Here is a 14,800-nt window from a genome sequence, read left to right as displayed (position 1 = left end):
AAAATCCGGGGGGTGCCACCGGCCCGCGTTACGCTCGCGCTGGACGGCCGCCGGTCGTCGGGTCCGCCGCCGTCGAGCGTCCAGGGTTGGGGAAACACCGCATGCGAGCACTGCGAATACTGTTGATCGTCGTCGTGATCCTGGGCGGCCTCTTCGTGATCGCCGACCGTGTCGCCGTCAACTTCGCCGAGGACGAGGCCGCGGACAAGCTGCGCAGCACCGAGAACCTCGCCTCGACGCCGGACGTCTCCATCAACGGCTTCCCCTTCCTCACCCAGGTCGCCGGCGGCTCCCTGGACGACGTGGAGGTCGGCATCGACGACTACGAGGCGTCCACCGGCAAGGGCGGCGAGAAGATCCGCATCGCGGAACTGCGCGCGCACATGAAGGGCGTCGAGTTCTCCGGCGACTACAGCTCCGCCACCGCGGCCACCGCCACCGGTACCGCGACCGTCGGCTACGACGAGCTGATGAAGGCCACCAAGTCCCAGCCCACGGAGATCGCGCCCGGTATCGACGCCAAGGTCATCGGCCTCTCCGACGGCGGCAACGGAAAGATCAAGGTGTCGCTGCGGGCCACGGTCCTCGGTGTCGAGGTGCCCGAGCCGGTCGAGGTGCTCAGCTCGGTCAAGGTCAAGGACGACGACGTCGAGGTCGTCGCCGACGGCCTGCCGGAGATCGGCGGCAAGCAGCTCGCCGAGTCCCGGATCCGGGCCATCACGGACTTCCAGCAGACCATCGACGAGCTGCCGGGCGGCATCGAGCTGGACAAGGTCGAGGCGGCGAAGGACGGCGTCGAGATCACGGTGAAGGGTTCGAACGTCAAGCTGGCCGGGTAGGACGAAGGCCGGTGCCTCGGGGACCGGCCTTCGCCCGTGTCCGACAGGCGAGACGGTGCCGTCCGTACCGCAGATGCGGCGGCGCCGGCGTCGGCCCCGCCGACCCTCGGGGGCAGGGCGACCGGCCTCCTTATCCCACATCTCGGACGATCGCGTCTCATCATGCGACACGTCGGTGACACGGCCCGCCCTCAATCCCTACGATCGGGACTTATGAAGCGACAGGCGGACCTCACGAAGCGGCGGGCAGTGGACCTGTGCCGCGTTGCCGCCATGCTCTGTCGCTCCTCCTGAGACGGACGGCGACGCCGCCGTCCACGTCCCCCTCATCCTCGCCCCGCACCGTCGTGGGCACCCGCGTGCGCCGCGGCACGGCCCGAGCGCGCACCCCTTCTCACCGCACGCCCCGCCGCACCTGCCCCGGAGGAGAAAACATGAGCCGCAGCGACGTCCTGGTCGACGCCGACTGGCTGCAGGACCACCTGGACGACACCGACATCGCGATCGTCGAGGTGGACGAGGACACGTCCGCCTACGAGAAGAACCACATCAAGAACGCGATCCGGATCGACTGGACCCAGGACCTCCAGGACCCGGTCCGCCGCGACTTCGTCGACCAGGAGGGCTTCGAGAAGCTCCTGTCGGCCAAGGGCATCGGCAACGACACGCTGGTGGTCCTCTACGGCGGCAACAACAACTGGTTCGCGTCGTACGCCTACTGGTACTTCAAGCTCTACGGCCACGAGAACGTCAAGCTCCTCGACGGCGGCCGCAAGAAGTGGGAGCTGGACGCCCGCGAGTTGGTCCCCGGCGACGAGGTGCCCCAGCGCGCCGCCACCGACTACAAGGCCAAGCCGCAGAACACCGCGATCCGCGCCTTCCGCGACGACGTCGTCAAGGCGATCGGCGCGCAGAACCTGGTCGACGTCCGCTCGCCCGACGAGTTCTCCGGCAAGCTGCTCGCCCCGGCCCACCTGCCCCAGGAGCAGTCGCAGCGTCCGGGCCACGTCCCGTCCGCCCGCAACATCCCGTGGTCGAAGAACGCCAACGACGACGGCACCTTCAAGTCGGACGACGAGCTGAAGCAGCTCTACACCGACGAGCAGGTCGACCTGGCGAAGGACACCATCGCCTACTGCCGCATCGGCGAGCGCTCGGCCCTGACCTGGTTCGTCCTGCACGAGCTGCTGGGCGTGGAGAACGTCAAGAACTACGACGGCTCCTGGACCGAGTACGGCTCCCTCGTCGGCGTGCCGATCGAGCTCGGCGCCAACAAGTAAGCCCGCCCCCTCTCAACCCCTCAGGAGTACGACATGTGCGGAGCGAAGGCCGGCGGCCCCGACGCCTCGACGATCAAGCCCGGTGAGACCACCATCCAGGGTCAGGTGACCCGCGACGGCGAGCCGGTGACGGGCTACGTCCGTCTGCTGGACGCCACCGGCGAGTTCACGGCGGAGGTCCCGACCTCCGCGACGGGCCAGTTCCGCTTCTACGCGGCCGAGGGCACCTGGACCGTACGCGCGCTCATCCCGGGCGGCACCGCCGACCGCACGGTCGTCGCCCAGCAGGGCGGCCTCGCGGAGGTCGCGATCGCCGTCTGACGGCGGCAACGGCCGAAGGGGCCGCACCCACCGGGTTGGACGCCTGGGGTGCGGCCCCTTCGGCGTGTCCGGACCGGGGTTCCGGACCTACGCTGGAGGTATGTACGCACGGCGGCGGCACGTCTACTTCGCCATGATGGGCACCTGCATCGTGCTCTTCGTCCTGGCCTGGGGAGTCGTACGCCTCTGGTCCGTCCCGGCGGCCGTCGGCCTGTGCGTGTTCACGATGCTCATCCCCCCGGTGGCCGCGATGGTCGCCAACCGGCGCGGTCCGGAGGACCGCTGGTGGGACGACCCGTCGGGCGACGCCCAGTCCGACGAGTGGTGGGACGAACTGGACGGCAAGAAGCGTCACTGACGAGAAGCGTCACTGACAGGAGGCGCCACTAAGGGGTGTCGTCCCCGGCGCCGAGGAGGCTGCGCAGACAGCGCACCGCCAGGTCGGCGGGGGAGTCGGGGCCCTCGGTCGCGGCCTCGGTGCCGGACCAGGTCTCCAGGGCGATCCGGATGGCGTCGGTGGCCGCGGCGGCGACGAGGCGCACCTCCAGCGGGTCCCGGCGGCCGTCCGTCAGCCGGGCGATCACCGGAACGAGCAGCTCCTCCGACTCCTGGTTGACGCGGTACCAGACCGCCCGCAGTGCGGGATCGTCCGCGGCGGCGCGCAGCAGCCCGCGCGTGCGCAGCAGCGCCTCGACGGCCTGCGGATCCGGCGTCGCCAGCGCCTGCTCGACCGCGCCGCGCAGGGCGGGACCGAGCGCGCTGCCCGGCGGCGCCTCGGCCAGCAGCGCCCGCCAGCGGTCGGCGCCGTCCGTGAGCAGCGGACCGACGGCGTCCTGCTTGGAGCGGAAGTACCGGTAGAAGGTCCGCAGCGCGACCCCCGCCCGCCGGGCGATCTCCTCCGCCGTCGTGGCCTCCGGGCCCCGGGTGGCGAAGAGCTCTGCCGCTGCGTGCGCGATGTCGAGCTGGGTCGCGGCCTTGCGGCGTTCGGTCAGCGTCGGGGGCGGTGGCTCGGTGCTCACCCGAGAAGCGTACGGCCTGCGACCACCCGGCGGCATGCCGTGACGTAATGGCAAAACGTGCCACCCAGGCGTACGGTGACGGGCATGGATATGAACTACGTGCATCGTTACGAAGGCCGTCGCGCCCTGGTCACCGGCGGCGGCTCCGGCATAGGCCAGGCCACCGTGCTGCGGCTGCTCGCGGAGGGCGGCAGCGTCGTCGCGGTGGACGTCAGCGAGCCGGGCCTGAAGGACACCGTGGAGAAGGCCGGGGCCCGCGCGGAACGGCTCACCACGCTCGTCGTCGACATCGCCGACGAGACCTCGGTGCGCGAGGGGGTCCGGGCCGCGACGGAGGCGCTGGGCGGCCTCGACGTCCTGGTCAACGCGGCCGGCATCCTGCGTTCCTCGCACACCGGGCAGACCAGCCTGGCGGACTTCACCCGGGTCCTCACGGTGAACCTCGTCGGCACCTTCCTGGTGATCCGCGAGGCGGTCCCGGCGCTGTTGGAGGGCCGGGACGCGGCGGTGGTCAACTTCAGCTCGACCTCCGCCGCGTTCGCGCACCCCTACATGGCGGCCTACGCGGCGAGCAAGGGCGGCATCCAGTCCATGACCCACGCCCTGGCCGCCGAGTACGCGGGGCGCGGCATCCGCTTCACCGCCGTCCAGCCCGGCTCCATCTCCTCCGGCATGACGGACGGCAGCGGGGCCAGCGGGCAGAGCGTCGGTCCCGGGCTGCCCGAGGACGCCGACATGGCCCTGTTCGCGAAGCTCTCCCCCGCACTCGGCCGGGGCTTCGCCGGTCCGGAGACGGTGGCGTCGGTCGTCGCGATGCTGGCCTCCGAGGACGGCCGGTTCATCACCGGCACCGAGGTCCGCGTCGACGGCGGCACCCACTTCTGAGGGCGCCCGCCCCCAGAACCCAGAAAGGAAAGCACGCACCATGCACGACCTGACCGGCAAGAACGTGATCATCACCGGCGGCGCCCGGGGTCTCGGCGCGGAGGCCGCGAGGCAGGCGGTCGCCGCCGGGGCGCACGTCCTGATCACCGACGTGCTGGACGACGACGGCGAGAACGCCGCCCGCGAACTCGGCGACCGCGCCCGCTTCCTGCACCACGACGTGACCTCGGAGGAGGACTGGAGCCGGGCCGCCGACTTCGCCGTCACCGAGTTCGGCGCGCTGCACGGACTGGTGAACAACGCCGGGATCTCGACCGGTACGCCGCTGGAGTCGGAGTCCGTCGACCACTTCCGGAAGGTCCTCGACGTCAACCTCACCGGCGTCTTCATCGGCATGAAGACCGTGGTCCCCGCGCTGAAGGAGGCCGGCGGGGGATCGATCGTCAACATCTCGTCCGCGGCCGGCCTGATGGGCCTCGCCCTCACGGCCGGCTACGGCGCCTCCAAGTGGGGCGTGCGCGGGCTCACGAAGATCGGCGCCGTGGAGTGGGGCACCGCCCGCCTCCGCGTGAACTCCGTGCACCCCGGGATGACGTACACCCCGATGACCGCGGCCGTCGGCATCGAGCGCGGCGAGGGGAAGTACCCGAACACGCCCATGGGCCGGGTCGGCGAGGCCGACGAGATCGCCGGCGCGGTCGTCTTCCTGCTCTCGGACGCCGCGTCCTACGTCACCGGCGCCGAACTCGCGGTGGACGGCGGCTGGACCACCGGTCCGACGGTGGCGTACGTCATGGGGCAGTGAGCGCCGCCGCGGCCGAATCGTGATCAACGGCGCCGCAACCCCGAACCCCGGCTGTGGGTCTCCTGTGTGCGCGCACACGGAACGCGCGCTTCACGTTCTGTGGGGGGACGTCATGGAAGAGGAACCGGCGAGACCCGCGGCACCGGCCGCGCCGACGCCACCGGACGCGCCGCAGACGGCGGCGGCCCCCGAGCCGCCGCCCGTCGACGAGGCCGCACCCGTCGACGAGGCCGCACCCGACGCAGCGGCCGGAGGAAGCCGGCGGCGCGGGCGCACGACCCTGCTCATCGCCGCCGCCGCCGTGCTGGGGCTGGTCGCCGGCACGTGTACCGGGGTTCTCGTGCAGGCGGGCCGGGAGCCGACGAAGCTGCCGCCACTGTCGCAGGCCGCGCTCACGCGCGGCGAGGGCGCGGCGCCGAAGCCGCTGCCCGCCGACCAGGACCGCCGGGTGCGTACCGACGGCGACCTGCGCGAGCTGCTGTTGAAGAAGCCGCGCGGGGCGCGGGAGATCGAGTGGCTGGACGGCGTCGACGGCTGGATGGACCTCGCGACCTACGTCGGAGCCTTCGGGAGCCCGAGCGAGCAGTTCTCGGAATACGTCCATGACGACTTCCGCCGGGCGGCCGTCACCCGCTGGAAGACCGGCGCCACCCGCACCGTCGAGATCCGGCTCATCCAGTTCCACCAGGAAGAAGTCCTGTCCGCGCTGGAGGGCAGCGACACCGGGCGGCATTGGGCCGGATGGGGACGGGAGGACGACACCGACAGGTGGCCCATTCCCGGCACCGGTGACGGCGAGGTGTTCGTGCACAACCGTCCGGAGTCCGTGGACGGGTCTCCGCCGCTGTACTCCGCCGAGGCACATGCCTGGCGGGGCGACATCGAGATGGAGATCTGGATGGCCGACACGGAGCGGATCGGCAAGGACCAGATCATGGACCTGGCCCGGCGGCAGATGGAGCGGTTGTGAGCGGGCAGAGGACGCGGCGCGGGCGGGCGACCGCCGCCGCAGCGGGCGGTCTGTTGCTGGCCGTCGTCGTGGGAGCGGTCGGCTACACCGTCGACACGGTCAAGGATGCCGATCGGGCCTCCGGCGCACCCGTCTGGACACCGCCCGGTGCTCCGACGGACGACGAGAAGGAGGCACCGGCGACCGGACTGTCCGGAGCCCTGGTGCCGTACCGGTCCGACGGGTGGACGCGGGGCCCCGACCTCGGAGAGTTCGGGGCGGACGCCGCGCTGACCGGTGCTCATGCGGCTGCTCTGACCAAGGAGTCGCTGAGCGACCTGCCCCGCTCGCAGCGCAAGGAGCTGGAGAAGGAGATCGACCGCCTGCACATCACGGGCGTGGCGATGCGCAGCTACGCCACCACGGGCGGCCTCCACAGCGGTGAGCAGACCGGTGCGGCCACGCTCAGCATCGTGCTGACCCGGATGGACCGGCGCGCGGCCCGTTCCGGTGCGAGCGACCGGAACGAAGCCTTCGAATCCCTGGACGTCTTCGAGGCGGGACCGAGCATCAAGGGCCACAAGAACGCCCGCTGCTACCGCCTTCCGGGCGAATCGGATGAGGAACTCGACGTCATGTTCTGTACCGCCTCCCAGGGAGACGTCCTCGTCTCCGCCACCGCCGAAGGCGTGCGGCCGTTCGGTGCCGAGGGTGTCGCCGCGCTGCTGACCGAGCAGCTCGACCGCCTCGGCGAGACCGGGGTGGCGGTGTGACCGAGCAGACCGAGCAGACCGAGCAGGCCGAGCAGGCCGAGCAGCCCGCGCAGCCGTCCGTGGAGCCCGACATCGCCCCGCCGGTCGCCGAGCCCGCTGCCGCTGCGGTGCCTCCCCCGGTACGGAAGGACCGTCGCATCCTTCGCGGCGTGCTGCGCTGGACCGCGGCCGTCGCCGTCTTCGCCGCCGTCGGGTCGGCCACGGCGTACGGCGTCACGGGCATGGACCGGACAGACGTACCGGGCTTGGCGACCCGGACGGACGGGCGCTGGACGTACCCCGAGCTGACGGCCCCGCCGCTGCCGACCGGCAGCCCCCGCCCGTTCGCACGGACCAATCCGGCCGGCACCCACTACGCGGACCTGCGGAAGCTCGTGCTGCCCGCGCCCGAGGGCGCCGAGCCGGACAAGCGCCTGCGAGGCAAGGACGGCTGGCTGGCGACGGACGAGTTCCTCAAGGAGTACGGGGACACCTCCGAACAGGAGGAGCTCCGCCAGCTGTTCGTCGACTACGGACTGCGCCACATCGCCGCTCACGGCTGGACCACGTCCGACGGCACTCACACGCGCGTCTACCTGCTGCACTTCGACACCGCGGCCGTGGTGGACGAACTGCGCAACAGCCACCTCGCGTCGTACAGCGAGCCCGCCTACGCCGTGCGCGGGACGGACCTGAGCTTTCCCGACGAGAAGTTCCCGACGGAGGCCGTGAGCGACGACCTGTACTACTCGGTCTACGTCGAGCCCGAGCCGTACGGCGCCGAGCAGGTGAGGCAGGCGTACCTCGGCGCCGGGGACGTGCTGGCCGTCGTCCTGCAGACCCGCAAGGGAGGAGCGGCCGCCGTGCCCTTCCAGCAGACGGTCGCCCTACAGAGCAGGCTCCTCGGGTGATCGGGGTGGCGCGGACCGCTCAGTAGACGAGGGCCTGCGTGTCGTCGGCCAGTGCCTCCTGCACGAAGACCTGCGCGCCCGCGATGCGCACGCCCTCGATGACGTCCTTCTCGGTGAGGTCGCGCCGGGCCGCGCACTGGGTGCACAGCGTCACCCGGCCGCCCGCCAGGAGCGAGTCCAGCAGGTCGGGCAGCGGCGCGGCGTGCGGCAGCTCGAACTCGGCCGCGCGCCCCGGCACCGCGAACCACGCGGACTCACCGGTCAGCCACAGCGACACGTCGACCCCGCTGGCCACGGCCACCGCCGCCACGGTGAACGCCTGCGAGCAGCGCTCCGGGGCATCGGCCCCCGCCGTCACCTTGATCACGAGCTTCTTCGCCATGCCGGAAGCGTAGCCCTCGCGGGCGGTGTCAGACCGCGAAGGTGATCGTCACCAGCAGCGTGGCCACGCACAGGACGGTGAGCAGGCCGCTGACCGTGGCACCGTCCAGCCCGGCCCGCCGCCGGGACCGGGCCTTGTGCCTCGGCGCGGGCCTCGGCGGGTGGTCCGGATGGAACGGGGGCATCGCGAAGCCGGGAGAAAGGGGCGCCCGGTCCCGTCGGGGCGCGAGCCGCTGGGCCCGCCGGCACTCCTCGTAGGGCAGTCCGCCGTCGTACGTCATCCCTCGTGCTCCTTGCGCTGGTGCTGGCGCAGCAGGACGTTCGCGTCCGTCACCGCGCTGTGGTCGAACGCCGCCCGCGCGGTCTCCCGCCGCTCGGCCAGCCAGGCGCAGGCCTCGCAGTCCGGCACCGGCAGCGGCGGCCGCTCCAGCTCGGCAGGGGCCGGGGGCGTGGCGAGGGTGCGGTCGTTCGCGGCGCGCAGGCTCGCCCCGAGGCGCTCGCGGTCGGTCGCCGGGCGCAGTACGGGCGGCTCCGCCTCCCACTCCCGGCCGCCGCCGAGCGGTCGGAGCAGCACGCGCGCCCCGCTGCGGCCCCGGTACTCACCGACCTTCGCGGCGGCGGTGTCGTAGAGCACGGTGCCGGGCTCGTAGGTGGCCGGTTCTGTTCTCACGGGTCCGCTCCCTTACGTCAACGTCTGTACGGAATGCGACAGTTGCCCTACTCTGCGTAGTGGTGGGCAGTTACGAGCATGACCCACGGCGGGGGTCGCCAAGCCCGGAACGGCCGCTAGTGCCACACCGGGCGCTCCAAATTCCACAAATTCCACAGCCGGGAGGGGTGCGGTGCCGCAGCGGAGGGCGATCACGGGTCGCAGTCAGGAACCGAGGGCACGGTTCGCGGAGGAGCTGCGGCTGCTGCGCAACGGGCGGGGCGTGTCCCTGCGGGGCGTCGCGGAGGTGGTGGGCTGGGACGCGTCCCAGTTCGGGAAGATGGAGCACGGCCACACGCTGGGCGGCCCGGAGATCGTGGAGGCGCTGGACCAGTACTACGGCACGGGCGGCATGCTGCTCACGCTGTGGGAGTTGGCGGTGGCCGATCCGACGCAGCTCCGCGAGCAGTATCGGCGGTACATGATCCTGGAGGCCGAGGCGATCAGCTTGTGGTACTACGCGGTGAGCGCTCCACCGGGGCTCCTTCAGACCGCCGGGTACGCGCGCGAGGCTCTTGCCGCAGGCTGGCTGACTGTCCCCGAGCTTGAGCAGCAGGTGGAGGCGCGTCTCGGTCGCCGGCAGTTGTTGGAGGGCGACACCCCACCGCCGTTTCGCGTCATTCTGTCCGAGGCGGTGCTGCGTACGTTGCTGCGTGACATGGGTGCATGGCGTGAGCAGTTGACCCACTTGGTGGAGATGTCCGAGCGGGCGAACATCACCCTCCATGTGCTGCCGTTCAGTGCCGGGCGGCACGGGCTGACCAACACCGACGTGATGTTTCTGCGGCTGCCGAACGGCCGCGTAGTGGCATACATCGAGAACGATTTGCGCGGCGAACTGGTCGAAGAAAACGCCTCGGTTGAGCTGCTTCAGCGCAGGTACGATTCGACGCGTGACTTGGCGCTGTCACCGGCCGAGTCGCGCGAGTTCATCCTGCGGACGTTGGAGGAAGCGCCATGCGAGCCATCGACCTGAGCACCGTGTCTTGGCGCAGGAGCAGCTACAGCAACTCAAGCGGTGGCAACTGCGTCGAGGTCTCCGACGATCTCCTCCGCGCTGCGGACTGGCGTAAGAGCAGCTACAGCAACCCGGACGGCGGCAACTGCGTAGAGGTCGCCGCGGGCCTCCCCTCCCTCGTCCCCATCCGGGACAGCAAGGACCCCGCCCGCGGAGCCCTCCTCTTCGCCGCCCCCGTGTGGGCCGCCTTCCTGGACGGAGTCCGGCGAGAAGAGGCGGGGCGGGCCGCGTAAGCTGGGGCCGGCCCTGTTTATGCCCCCCGCTCAAGGAGCACCCCGTGGAGATCTTCTTCGAAGCCCTGCTGGTCCTGGTCTGCGTCGGCGTTCTCGCCTTCGCCGGTCTGACCGTGAAGAAGCTGTACCAGGGCCAGCGCTGATCACCGACGCCAGGAAGTAAGTCCGCTCATGATCGAGATCCCGTCCGACCTGCACAAGGACCTCGTCCCCCTCGCCTTCCTCCTCGGGAACTGGGCGGGCGCGGGTGTGCACGACTTCCCCGGTGCCGAGAAGTGCAACTTCGGCCAGGAGGTCTCCTTCACCCACGACGGCCGGGACTTCCTGGAGTACCAGTCCCACACCTGGGTGCTGGACAACGACGGCAACAAGGTCCGCCCGCTGGAGTCGGAGCACGGCTTCTGGCGCATCGACGCCAACCGCAAGGTCGAGGTCACGATGACCCGCGACGACGGCGTCATCGAGATCTGGTACGGCGAGCTGGCCGACCAGAAGCCCCAGATCGACCTGGTCACGGACGCGGTGGCCCGCACCGCGGCCTCTCAGCCCTACACGGGTGGCAAGCGGCTGTACGGCTACGTCAAGAGCGACCTGATGTGGGTCGGCGAGAAGCAGACCCCCGAGGTCGAGCTGCGCCCGTACATGTCGGCGCACCTGAAGAAGGTCGTCACGCCGGAGGACGTCGAGCGCTGGGCCAAGGCCCTGCCGGACGACATGCCGGACGACGGGATCGCTTTCTTCAAGTAGTCCTAGACTCGTGGTGTGGTGAGCACCGACTGGAAGAGCGACCTCAGGCAGCGCGGCTACCGGCTGACGCCCCAGCGGCAGCTGGTGCTCGAAGCCGTCGACACGCTGGAGCATGCGACCCCGGACGACATCCTCGGCGAGGTGCGCAAGACGGCGTCGGGGATCAACATCTCCACCGTGTACCGCACGCTGGAGCTGCTGGAGGAGCTGGGGCTGGTCAGCCACGCCCACCTCGGGCACGGTGCGCCCACCTACCACCTGGCCGACCGGCACCACCACATCCACCTGGTCTGCCGGGACTGCACCAACGTGATCGAGGCCGATCTGTCGGTGGCCGCCGACTTCACCGCCAAGCTGCGCGAGCAGTTCGGGTTCGACACCGACATGAAGCACTTCGCGATCTTCGGCCGGTGCGAGAGCTGTTCCCTGAAGGGTTCAACTACCGACTCGTAAGCGAGTCGTAGGCTGGGCGTATGAAGAGCCCCCTGCTGTCCCTGCCCGGCGCCGTACCCGCCGAGGGTGTGGACGAAGGCGTCGCCGCCCACTACGGCGACCTGTTCCGCGAGCAGCGTGCCCTCGCCGACGGCACCGGCTTCGTCGACCTCTCCCACCGCGGTGTCCTCGCCGTCACGGGCGACGACCGGCTGAGCTGGCTGCACCTGCTGCTCACCCAGCACGTCAGCGACCTGCCGGCCGGCCAGGCCACCGAGGCGCTGATCCTCTCCGCGAACGGCCACATCGAACACGCCCTGTACCTCGTCGACGACGGCACGACCGTCTGGGCCCACGTCGAGCCCGGCAGTCAGGAGGCGCTGATCGCCTACCTGGAGTCGATGAAGTTCTTCTACCGGGTCGAGGTCGCCGACCGCACCGCCGACACCGCCCTCGTGCACCTGCCGGCCGGGTCGATCGCCCAGGCCCCCGCCTCGGCCGTCGTCCGCGAGACGCCGTACGGGCGTGACCTCTTCCTGCCGCGGGAGGAGCTGGAGGCGTTCGCCGCCCAGGCCGGTCCCGCGGCCGGGATCCTCGCCCACGAGGCGCTGCGGGTCGAGCAGCACCGCCCGCGCCTCGGCTTCGAGACCGACCACCGCACCATCCCGCACGAGCTGGGCTGGATCGGTACGGCCGTGCACCTCCAGAAGGGCTGCTACCGGGGGCAGGAGACCGTCGCCCGGGTGCAGAACCTCGGCAAGCCGCCGCGCCGGCTGGTCTTCCTGCACCTGGACGGCAGTGAGGTCCACCTGCCGCCGAACGGGGCGGAGATCCGCCTCGCGGACGACGGGCCCGACGGCCGGAAGATCGGTTTCGTCACCACGTCCGTGCGCCACCACGAGCTGGGCCCGGTCGCCCTCGCCCTGGTCAAGCGGAACGTACCGGTGGACGCCCGGCTGATGGCCGAGGAGACCGCGGCCGCACAGGAGACCGTCGTCGAGCCCTGAGCGGCGGGGCTCAGGCCTCCACGGGCTCAGACCTCCACGAGGACCGTGAACGGGCCGTCGTTCGTCAGGGACACCCGCATCTGCGCGCCGAAGCGGCCCGTCGCCACGGTCGCGCCCAGCGCGCGCAGCTGGGCGACGACCTCGTCGACCAGCGGTTCGGCGACGTCACCGGGGGCGGCGGCGTTCCAGGTGGGGCGGCGGCCCTTGCGGGCGTCGCCATAAAGAGTGAACTGGCTGATCACCAGCAGCGGGGCGTCGAGGTCGCTGCACGACTTCTCGTCGTGCAGGATCCGCACCGACCAGAGCTTGCGGGCCAGCTGCGCCGCCTTCTCCTTGGTGTCGTCGTGGGTGACGCCGACCAGGACGCACAGGCCCTCGCCGTCGATCGCCCCCACGGTCTCGCCGTCCACCACGACGCTCGCGCCGTCCACCCTCTGCACCACTGCACGCATCCCGCAATGATGCCGTGCGCCCCTAGGGTGTGGAGGGGCGGGGCCGTAGGGGGTTTCTTTTCACTGCGAACCCCCCATCTGGGGCCGATCGGGTCCGATCGGGGGCACTCGGTCACATAGCGGCCACTTGGGGTGGCACGATGCTCCCAGACGCCGGGCGAGGGGACGGTTGAGGCGCATGAGCACACCGAGTACGGGGCGGTCGTTCGGGACTGCCGCGTTGACATGTCCGAGTGGCCGGGGCGGTCCGAGCGGTCCGGCCGGCCTGGGTGGTCTGGAGGCACCCCGGGCGCCCGTGCAGCGCACGGACAGCCCCGAGCTGCCGGCGGATGCCCCGCAGGGGGACCTGACCGCGCTGAGCCTGCCGGAGCTGCGCACGCTGCGCCGGGACGCCCAGCGCGAGGAGGCCGACCTCAGTTACGTACGGCGGCTGCTCCAGGGCCGTATCGACATCCTGCGCGCGGAGCTGGCGGGGCGCGGGCCGGCGACGCCGTCGTCGTCCGTGGTCACCACCGCGGCGACCGGGTCGGTGGTGGAGCGGCTCTCGGAGATCCTCGCCGACGCGCCGGCCCGGCAGCGCTCCTCCGCCCGGCACGTGACGCTGGCCACCCCGCGCAGCGAGGAGTGCCGGCGGCTGGCCGCGGAGATGATGGGCGAGGTGGAGCTGTCCGACCTGACGGCCCGCACCGACGTCGAGCTGACCGCCGGGATGGGGCGGCTCGTCCGCTACGAGCAGCAGGTCTCCCGGAGCCGGCAGCGGCTCCAGCGCACGGCGGACGGCTGCAGCGCGGAGATCGCGCGCCGGTACCGTGAGGGGGAAGCACAAGTCGACGACCTGCTCGTGTGACACGGGGGGCGGCCATCCGCGCCGCCCTCGGAGCCCGGTGATCCCGGGCCGTCGCCGCGGGGGGTCGCCCGTTCCGGAAGGCCACCGCCGATGCCCGCGCCCCAGCCGTCGCAACCGATGCAGCCGTCACACCCGTCGCAGCCGTCGCATGCGGACCGGGCCGCGCCCACGTCCGCCCTCGCGCCAGTCGTGCCGCCCGTCCTCGCCGAGGTCGTCCGGTCCGGCTTCGTCGAGGGGCGGCACCGGGGCAGCCTGGTGGTGCTGGGCGCCGACGGGGCGGTGGAGCTGGCGCTGGGCGAGGTGACGGCGCCGGTCTTCCCGCGTTCCTCCAACAAGCCGATGCAGGCGGCGGGCGTGCTGCGGGCGGGCCTCGACCTCGCGGGGGAGCGGCTGGCGCTGGCCGCCGCGAGCCACTCCGGAGAACCGTTTCACCGGGACCTGGTCCGCAAGATGCTGGACGAGTACGGCCTGGACCCGGCGCTGCTCCAGTGCCCGCCCGACCTGCCGCTGGACGCCGAGGAGCGGGAGACGTACCTGGCGTCCGGCGCCGAGCCCGACCGCGTCACCATGAACTGCTCCGGCAAGCACACCGCGATGCTGGCGGTCTGCGCGCAGCAGGGCTGGCCGCTGGAAACCTATCTCGACCCGGAGCACCCGCTCCAGCGTGTTATCCACAGGGTTGTGGAGGACGCGGCGGGCGAGCCGGTCGCCGCCGTCGGCACCGACGGGTGCGGGGCGCCGCTGATGGCGATCAGCCTGGTCGGGCTGGCCCGCGCCTTCCGCTCCTTCGTCGCCGCCGAGCCCGGTTCGGCCGAGCGCCGGGTCGCCGACGCGATGCGCGCGCACCCCGAGTACGTCGCCGGCAGCCGGCGTGCCGACACCTGGCTGATGCGCGAGGTGCCCGGCAGCCTCTCCAAGATGGGTGCCGAGGCCGTACAGGCGGTGGCCCTGCCGGACGGCCGCGCCCTCGCCTTCAAGATCGAGGACGGCGCGACCCGGGCCCTGGGCCCGGTGCTGGCCCGCGCCCTGACGCTGCTGGGCGTGGACGCGCCGGTCGTCGGGCGCATCGGGCGTGCGCCGCTGCTGGGCGGCGGCCGCGAGGTGGGGGAGATCCGGGCGTCCTTCTGACGTCCGGGTCCTTCGGGGTCCGGGTCCTTCGGGGTCCGGGTCCTTCGGGGTCCGGGTCCTTCGGAGCCGCCCCGTTAATCCCCGC

General features: G+C 71.7%; 21 protein-coding genes. 16 read left to right on the top strand and 5 right to left on the bottom strand.

Annotation, left to right across the window (positions count from 1 at the left end; translation table 11 throughout):
* Positions 1-101: 101 nt before the first annotated feature.
* The 4 genes from R2E43_RS17580 (at position 102) to R2E43_RS17565 (ending at position 2,798) form a co-directional block, all read left to right on the top strand.
* Entirely contained in the window at positions 102-839 is a 738-nt protein-coding gene (locus R2E43_RS17580) for an LmeA family phospholipid-binding protein (RefSeq protein ID WP_003974808.1), read from the top strand.
* A gap of 434 nt (positions 840-1,273) precedes the next feature.
* Positions 1,274-2,119, top strand: coding sequence for a sulfurtransferase (locus R2E43_RS17575; RefSeq protein WP_003974806.1), 846 nt, complete (start codon positions 1,274-1,276; stop codon positions 2,117-2,119).
* Positions 2,120-2,152: 33 nt separating this feature from the next.
* Complete coding sequence (locus R2E43_RS17570) at positions 2,153-2,440, top strand: DUF1416 domain-containing protein (protein ID WP_003974805.1); 288 nt, start codon at positions 2,153-2,155, stop codon at positions 2,438-2,440.
* Between the two features lie 100 nt (positions 2,441-2,540).
* Entirely contained in the window at positions 2,541-2,798 is a 258-nt protein-coding gene (locus R2E43_RS17565) for a DUF3099 domain-containing protein (protein ID WP_332056346.1), read from the top strand.
* Positions 2,799-2,826: 28 nt separating this feature from the next.
* Here R2E43_RS17565 and R2E43_RS17560 read toward each other — a convergent pair whose 3' ends face one another.
* Positions 2,827-3,459, bottom strand: a complete 633-nt coding sequence (locus R2E43_RS17560; RefSeq protein WP_003974803.1) for a TetR family transcriptional regulator — start codon at positions 3,457-3,459, stop codon at positions 2,827-2,829.
* Between the two features lie 90 nt (positions 3,460-3,549).
* Between R2E43_RS17560 and R2E43_RS17555 the strand changes: the two genes are divergently transcribed.
* The 5 genes from R2E43_RS17555 (at position 3,550) to R2E43_RS17535 (ending at position 7,761) form a co-directional block, all read left to right on the top strand.
* Positions 3,550-4,344 carry an SDR family NAD(P)-dependent oxidoreductase gene (locus R2E43_RS17555; protein ID WP_326655727.1) on the top strand — a complete coding sequence of 265 codons (795 nt, stop codon included), beginning with the start codon at positions 3,550-3,552 and terminating at the stop codon, positions 4,342-4,344.
* A 40-nt stretch (positions 4,345-4,384) separates the two neighbouring features.
* A complete protein-coding gene (locus tag R2E43_RS17550; RefSeq protein WP_136207977.1) occupies positions 4,385-5,149 on the top strand; it encodes a glucose 1-dehydrogenase in 765 nt (254 codons plus the stop codon).
* A gap of 112 nt (positions 5,150-5,261) precedes the next feature.
* A complete protein-coding gene (locus tag R2E43_RS17545; RefSeq protein WP_332056345.1) occupies positions 5,262-6,119 on the top strand; it encodes a hypothetical protein in 858 nt (285 codons plus the stop codon).
* Complete coding sequence (locus R2E43_RS17540) at positions 6,116-6,871, top strand: hypothetical protein (RefSeq protein WP_265701290.1); 756 nt, start codon at positions 6,116-6,118, stop codon at positions 6,869-6,871. The genes R2E43_RS17545 and R2E43_RS17540 overlap by 4 nt, the downstream gene beginning before the upstream one ends.
* Positions 6,868-7,761 (top strand): hypothetical protein, encoded by an 894-nt coding sequence (locus tag R2E43_RS17535; protein WP_332056344.1) that lies wholly within the window; start codon positions 6,868-6,870, stop codon positions 7,759-7,761. The genes R2E43_RS17540 and R2E43_RS17535 overlap by 4 nt, the downstream gene beginning before the upstream one ends.
* Positions 7,762-7,780: 19 nt before the next feature.
* Here the strand turns inward: R2E43_RS17535 and R2E43_RS17530 are convergent, their stop codons facing one another.
* The 3 genes from R2E43_RS17530 to R2E43_RS17520 are packed head-to-tail and all read right to left on the bottom strand — an operon-like array spanning position 7,781 to position 8,812.
* The gene (locus R2E43_RS17530) at positions 7,781-8,143 is read right to left on the bottom strand and encodes a DsrE family protein (RefSeq protein WP_003974797.1); all 363 of its coding nucleotides are present in this window, start codon (positions 8,141-8,143) and stop codon (positions 7,781-7,783) included.
* A gap of 28 nt (positions 8,144-8,171) precedes the next feature.
* A complete protein-coding gene (locus tag R2E43_RS17525) occupies positions 8,172-8,423 on the bottom strand; it encodes a hypothetical protein (protein WP_011029485.1) in 252 nt (83 codons plus the stop codon).
* Entirely contained in the window at positions 8,420-8,812 is a 393-nt protein-coding gene (locus R2E43_RS17520) for a hypothetical protein (protein WP_193487456.1), read from the bottom strand. The genes R2E43_RS17525 and R2E43_RS17520 overlap by 4 nt, the downstream gene beginning before the upstream one ends.
* 172 nt (positions 8,813-8,984) lie before the next feature.
* Here R2E43_RS17520 and R2E43_RS17515 point away from each other — a divergent pair, with 172 nt between their 5' ends.
* From R2E43_RS17515 to ygfZ, 5 genes are all read left to right on the top strand, one after another.
* On the top strand, positions 8,985-9,827 hold the full coding sequence (locus R2E43_RS17515) for a helix-turn-helix domain-containing protein (protein WP_332056343.1): 843 nt from the start codon (positions 8,985-8,987) through the stop codon (positions 9,825-9,827).
* Complete coding sequence (locus R2E43_RS17510; RefSeq protein ID WP_332056342.1) at positions 9,809-10,102, top strand: DUF397 domain-containing protein; 294 nt, start codon at positions 9,809-9,811, stop codon at positions 10,100-10,102. Before R2E43_RS17515 ends, R2E43_RS17510 begins: the two co-directional genes overlap by 19 nt.
* Positions 10,103-10,273: 171 nt before the next feature.
* Positions 10,274-10,849, top strand: coding sequence for an FABP family protein (locus R2E43_RS17505; RefSeq protein ID WP_319214727.1), 576 nt, complete (start codon positions 10,274-10,276; stop codon positions 10,847-10,849).
* A 15-nt stretch (positions 10,850-10,864) separates the two neighbouring features.
* Complete coding sequence (locus tag R2E43_RS17500) at positions 10,865-11,302, top strand: Fur family transcriptional regulator (protein WP_003974790.1); 438 nt, start codon at positions 10,865-10,867, stop codon at positions 11,300-11,302.
* 20 nt (positions 11,303-11,322) lie between these two features.
* Positions 11,323-12,288, top strand: a complete 966-nt coding sequence (ygfZ, locus tag R2E43_RS17495) for a CAF17-like 4Fe-4S cluster assembly/insertion protein YgfZ (protein ID WP_003974789.1) — start codon at positions 11,323-11,325, stop codon at positions 12,286-12,288.
* A gap of 26 nt (positions 12,289-12,314) precedes the next feature.
* On the opposite strand, the gene dtd is transcribed toward ygfZ, so the two are convergent.
* Complete coding sequence (gene dtd, locus R2E43_RS17490) at positions 12,315-12,740, bottom strand: D-aminoacyl-tRNA deacylase (RefSeq protein WP_011029487.1); 426 nt, start codon at positions 12,738-12,740, stop codon at positions 12,315-12,317.
* A 178-nt stretch (positions 12,741-12,918) separates the two neighbouring features.
* Here dtd and R2E43_RS17485 point away from each other — a divergent pair, with 178 nt between their 5' ends.
* Positions 12,919-13,587 carry an RsiG family protein gene (locus R2E43_RS17485; RefSeq protein ID WP_011029488.1) on the top strand — a complete coding sequence of 223 codons (669 nt, stop codon included), beginning with the start codon at positions 12,919-12,921 and terminating at the stop codon, positions 13,585-13,587.
* 117 nt (positions 13,588-13,704) lie between these two features.
* The gene (locus tag R2E43_RS17480) at positions 13,705-14,715 is read left to right on the top strand and encodes an asparaginase (RefSeq protein ID WP_003974786.1); all 1,011 of its coding nucleotides are present in this window, start codon (positions 13,705-13,707) and stop codon (positions 14,713-14,715) included.
* Positions 14,716-14,800 lie beyond the last annotated feature (85 nt).

This window comes from Streptomyces violaceoruber, from assembly GCF_033406955.1.
GTDB lineage: Bacteria > Actinomycetota > Actinomycetes > Streptomycetales > Streptomycetaceae > Streptomyces > Streptomyces violaceoruber.
The sequence above is the reverse complement of the archived record's forward strand: the minus strand, read 5'-3'. Positions and strand labels throughout refer to the sequence as shown.

Bases quoted from the DNA above. Each gene is read 5' to 3' on its own strand.
- R2E43_RS17485 (WP_011029488.1), top strand. From the start codon at position 12,919: ATGAGCACACCGAGTACGGGGCGGTCGTTCGGGACTGCCGCGTTGACA.
- R2E43_RS17525 (WP_011029485.1), bottom strand. From the start codon at position 8,423: ATGACGTACGACGGCGGACTGCCCTACGAGGAGTGCCGGCGGGCCCAG.
- R2E43_RS17480 (WP_003974786.1), top strand. From the start codon at position 13,705: ATGCAGCCGTCACACCCGTCGCAGCCGTCGCATGCGGACCGGGCCGCG.
- R2E43_RS17565 (WP_332056346.1), top strand. From the start codon at position 2,541: ATGTACGCACGGCGGCGGCACGTCTACTTCGCCATGATGGGCACCTGC.
- R2E43_RS17575 (WP_003974806.1), top strand. From the start codon at position 1,274: ATGAGCCGCAGCGACGTCCTGGTCGACGCCGACTGGCTGCAGGACCAC.
- ygfZ (WP_003974789.1), top strand. From the start codon at position 11,323: ATGAAGAGCCCCCTGCTGTCCCTGCCCGGCGCCGTACCCGCCGAGGGT.
- R2E43_RS17555 (WP_326655727.1), top strand. From the start codon at position 3,550: ATGAACTACGTGCATCGTTACGAAGGCCGTCGCGCCCTGGTCACCGGC.
- R2E43_RS17580 (WP_003974808.1), top strand. From the start codon at position 102: ATGCGAGCACTGCGAATACTGTTGATCGTCGTCGTGATCCTGGGCGGC.
- R2E43_RS17570 (WP_003974805.1), top strand. From the start codon at position 2,153: ATGTGCGGAGCGAAGGCCGGCGGCCCCGACGCCTCGACGATCAAGCCC.
- R2E43_RS17550 (WP_136207977.1), top strand. From the start codon at position 4,385: ATGCACGACCTGACCGGCAAGAACGTGATCATCACCGGCGGCGCCCGG.
- R2E43_RS17505 (WP_319214727.1), top strand. From the start codon at position 10,274: ATGATCGAGATCCCGTCCGACCTGCACAAGGACCTCGTCCCCCTCGCC.
- R2E43_RS17545 (WP_332056345.1), top strand. From the start codon at position 5,262: ATGGAAGAGGAACCGGCGAGACCCGCGGCACCGGCCGCGCCGACGCCA.
- R2E43_RS17530 (WP_003974797.1), bottom strand. From the start codon at position 8,143: ATGGCGAAGAAGCTCGTGATCAAGGTGACGGCGGGGGCCGATGCCCCG.
- dtd (WP_011029487.1), bottom strand. From the start codon at position 12,740: ATGCGTGCAGTGGTGCAGAGGGTGGACGGCGCGAGCGTCGTGGTGGAC.
- R2E43_RS17510 (WP_332056342.1), top strand. From the start codon at position 9,809: ATGCGAGCCATCGACCTGAGCACCGTGTCTTGGCGCAGGAGCAGCTAC.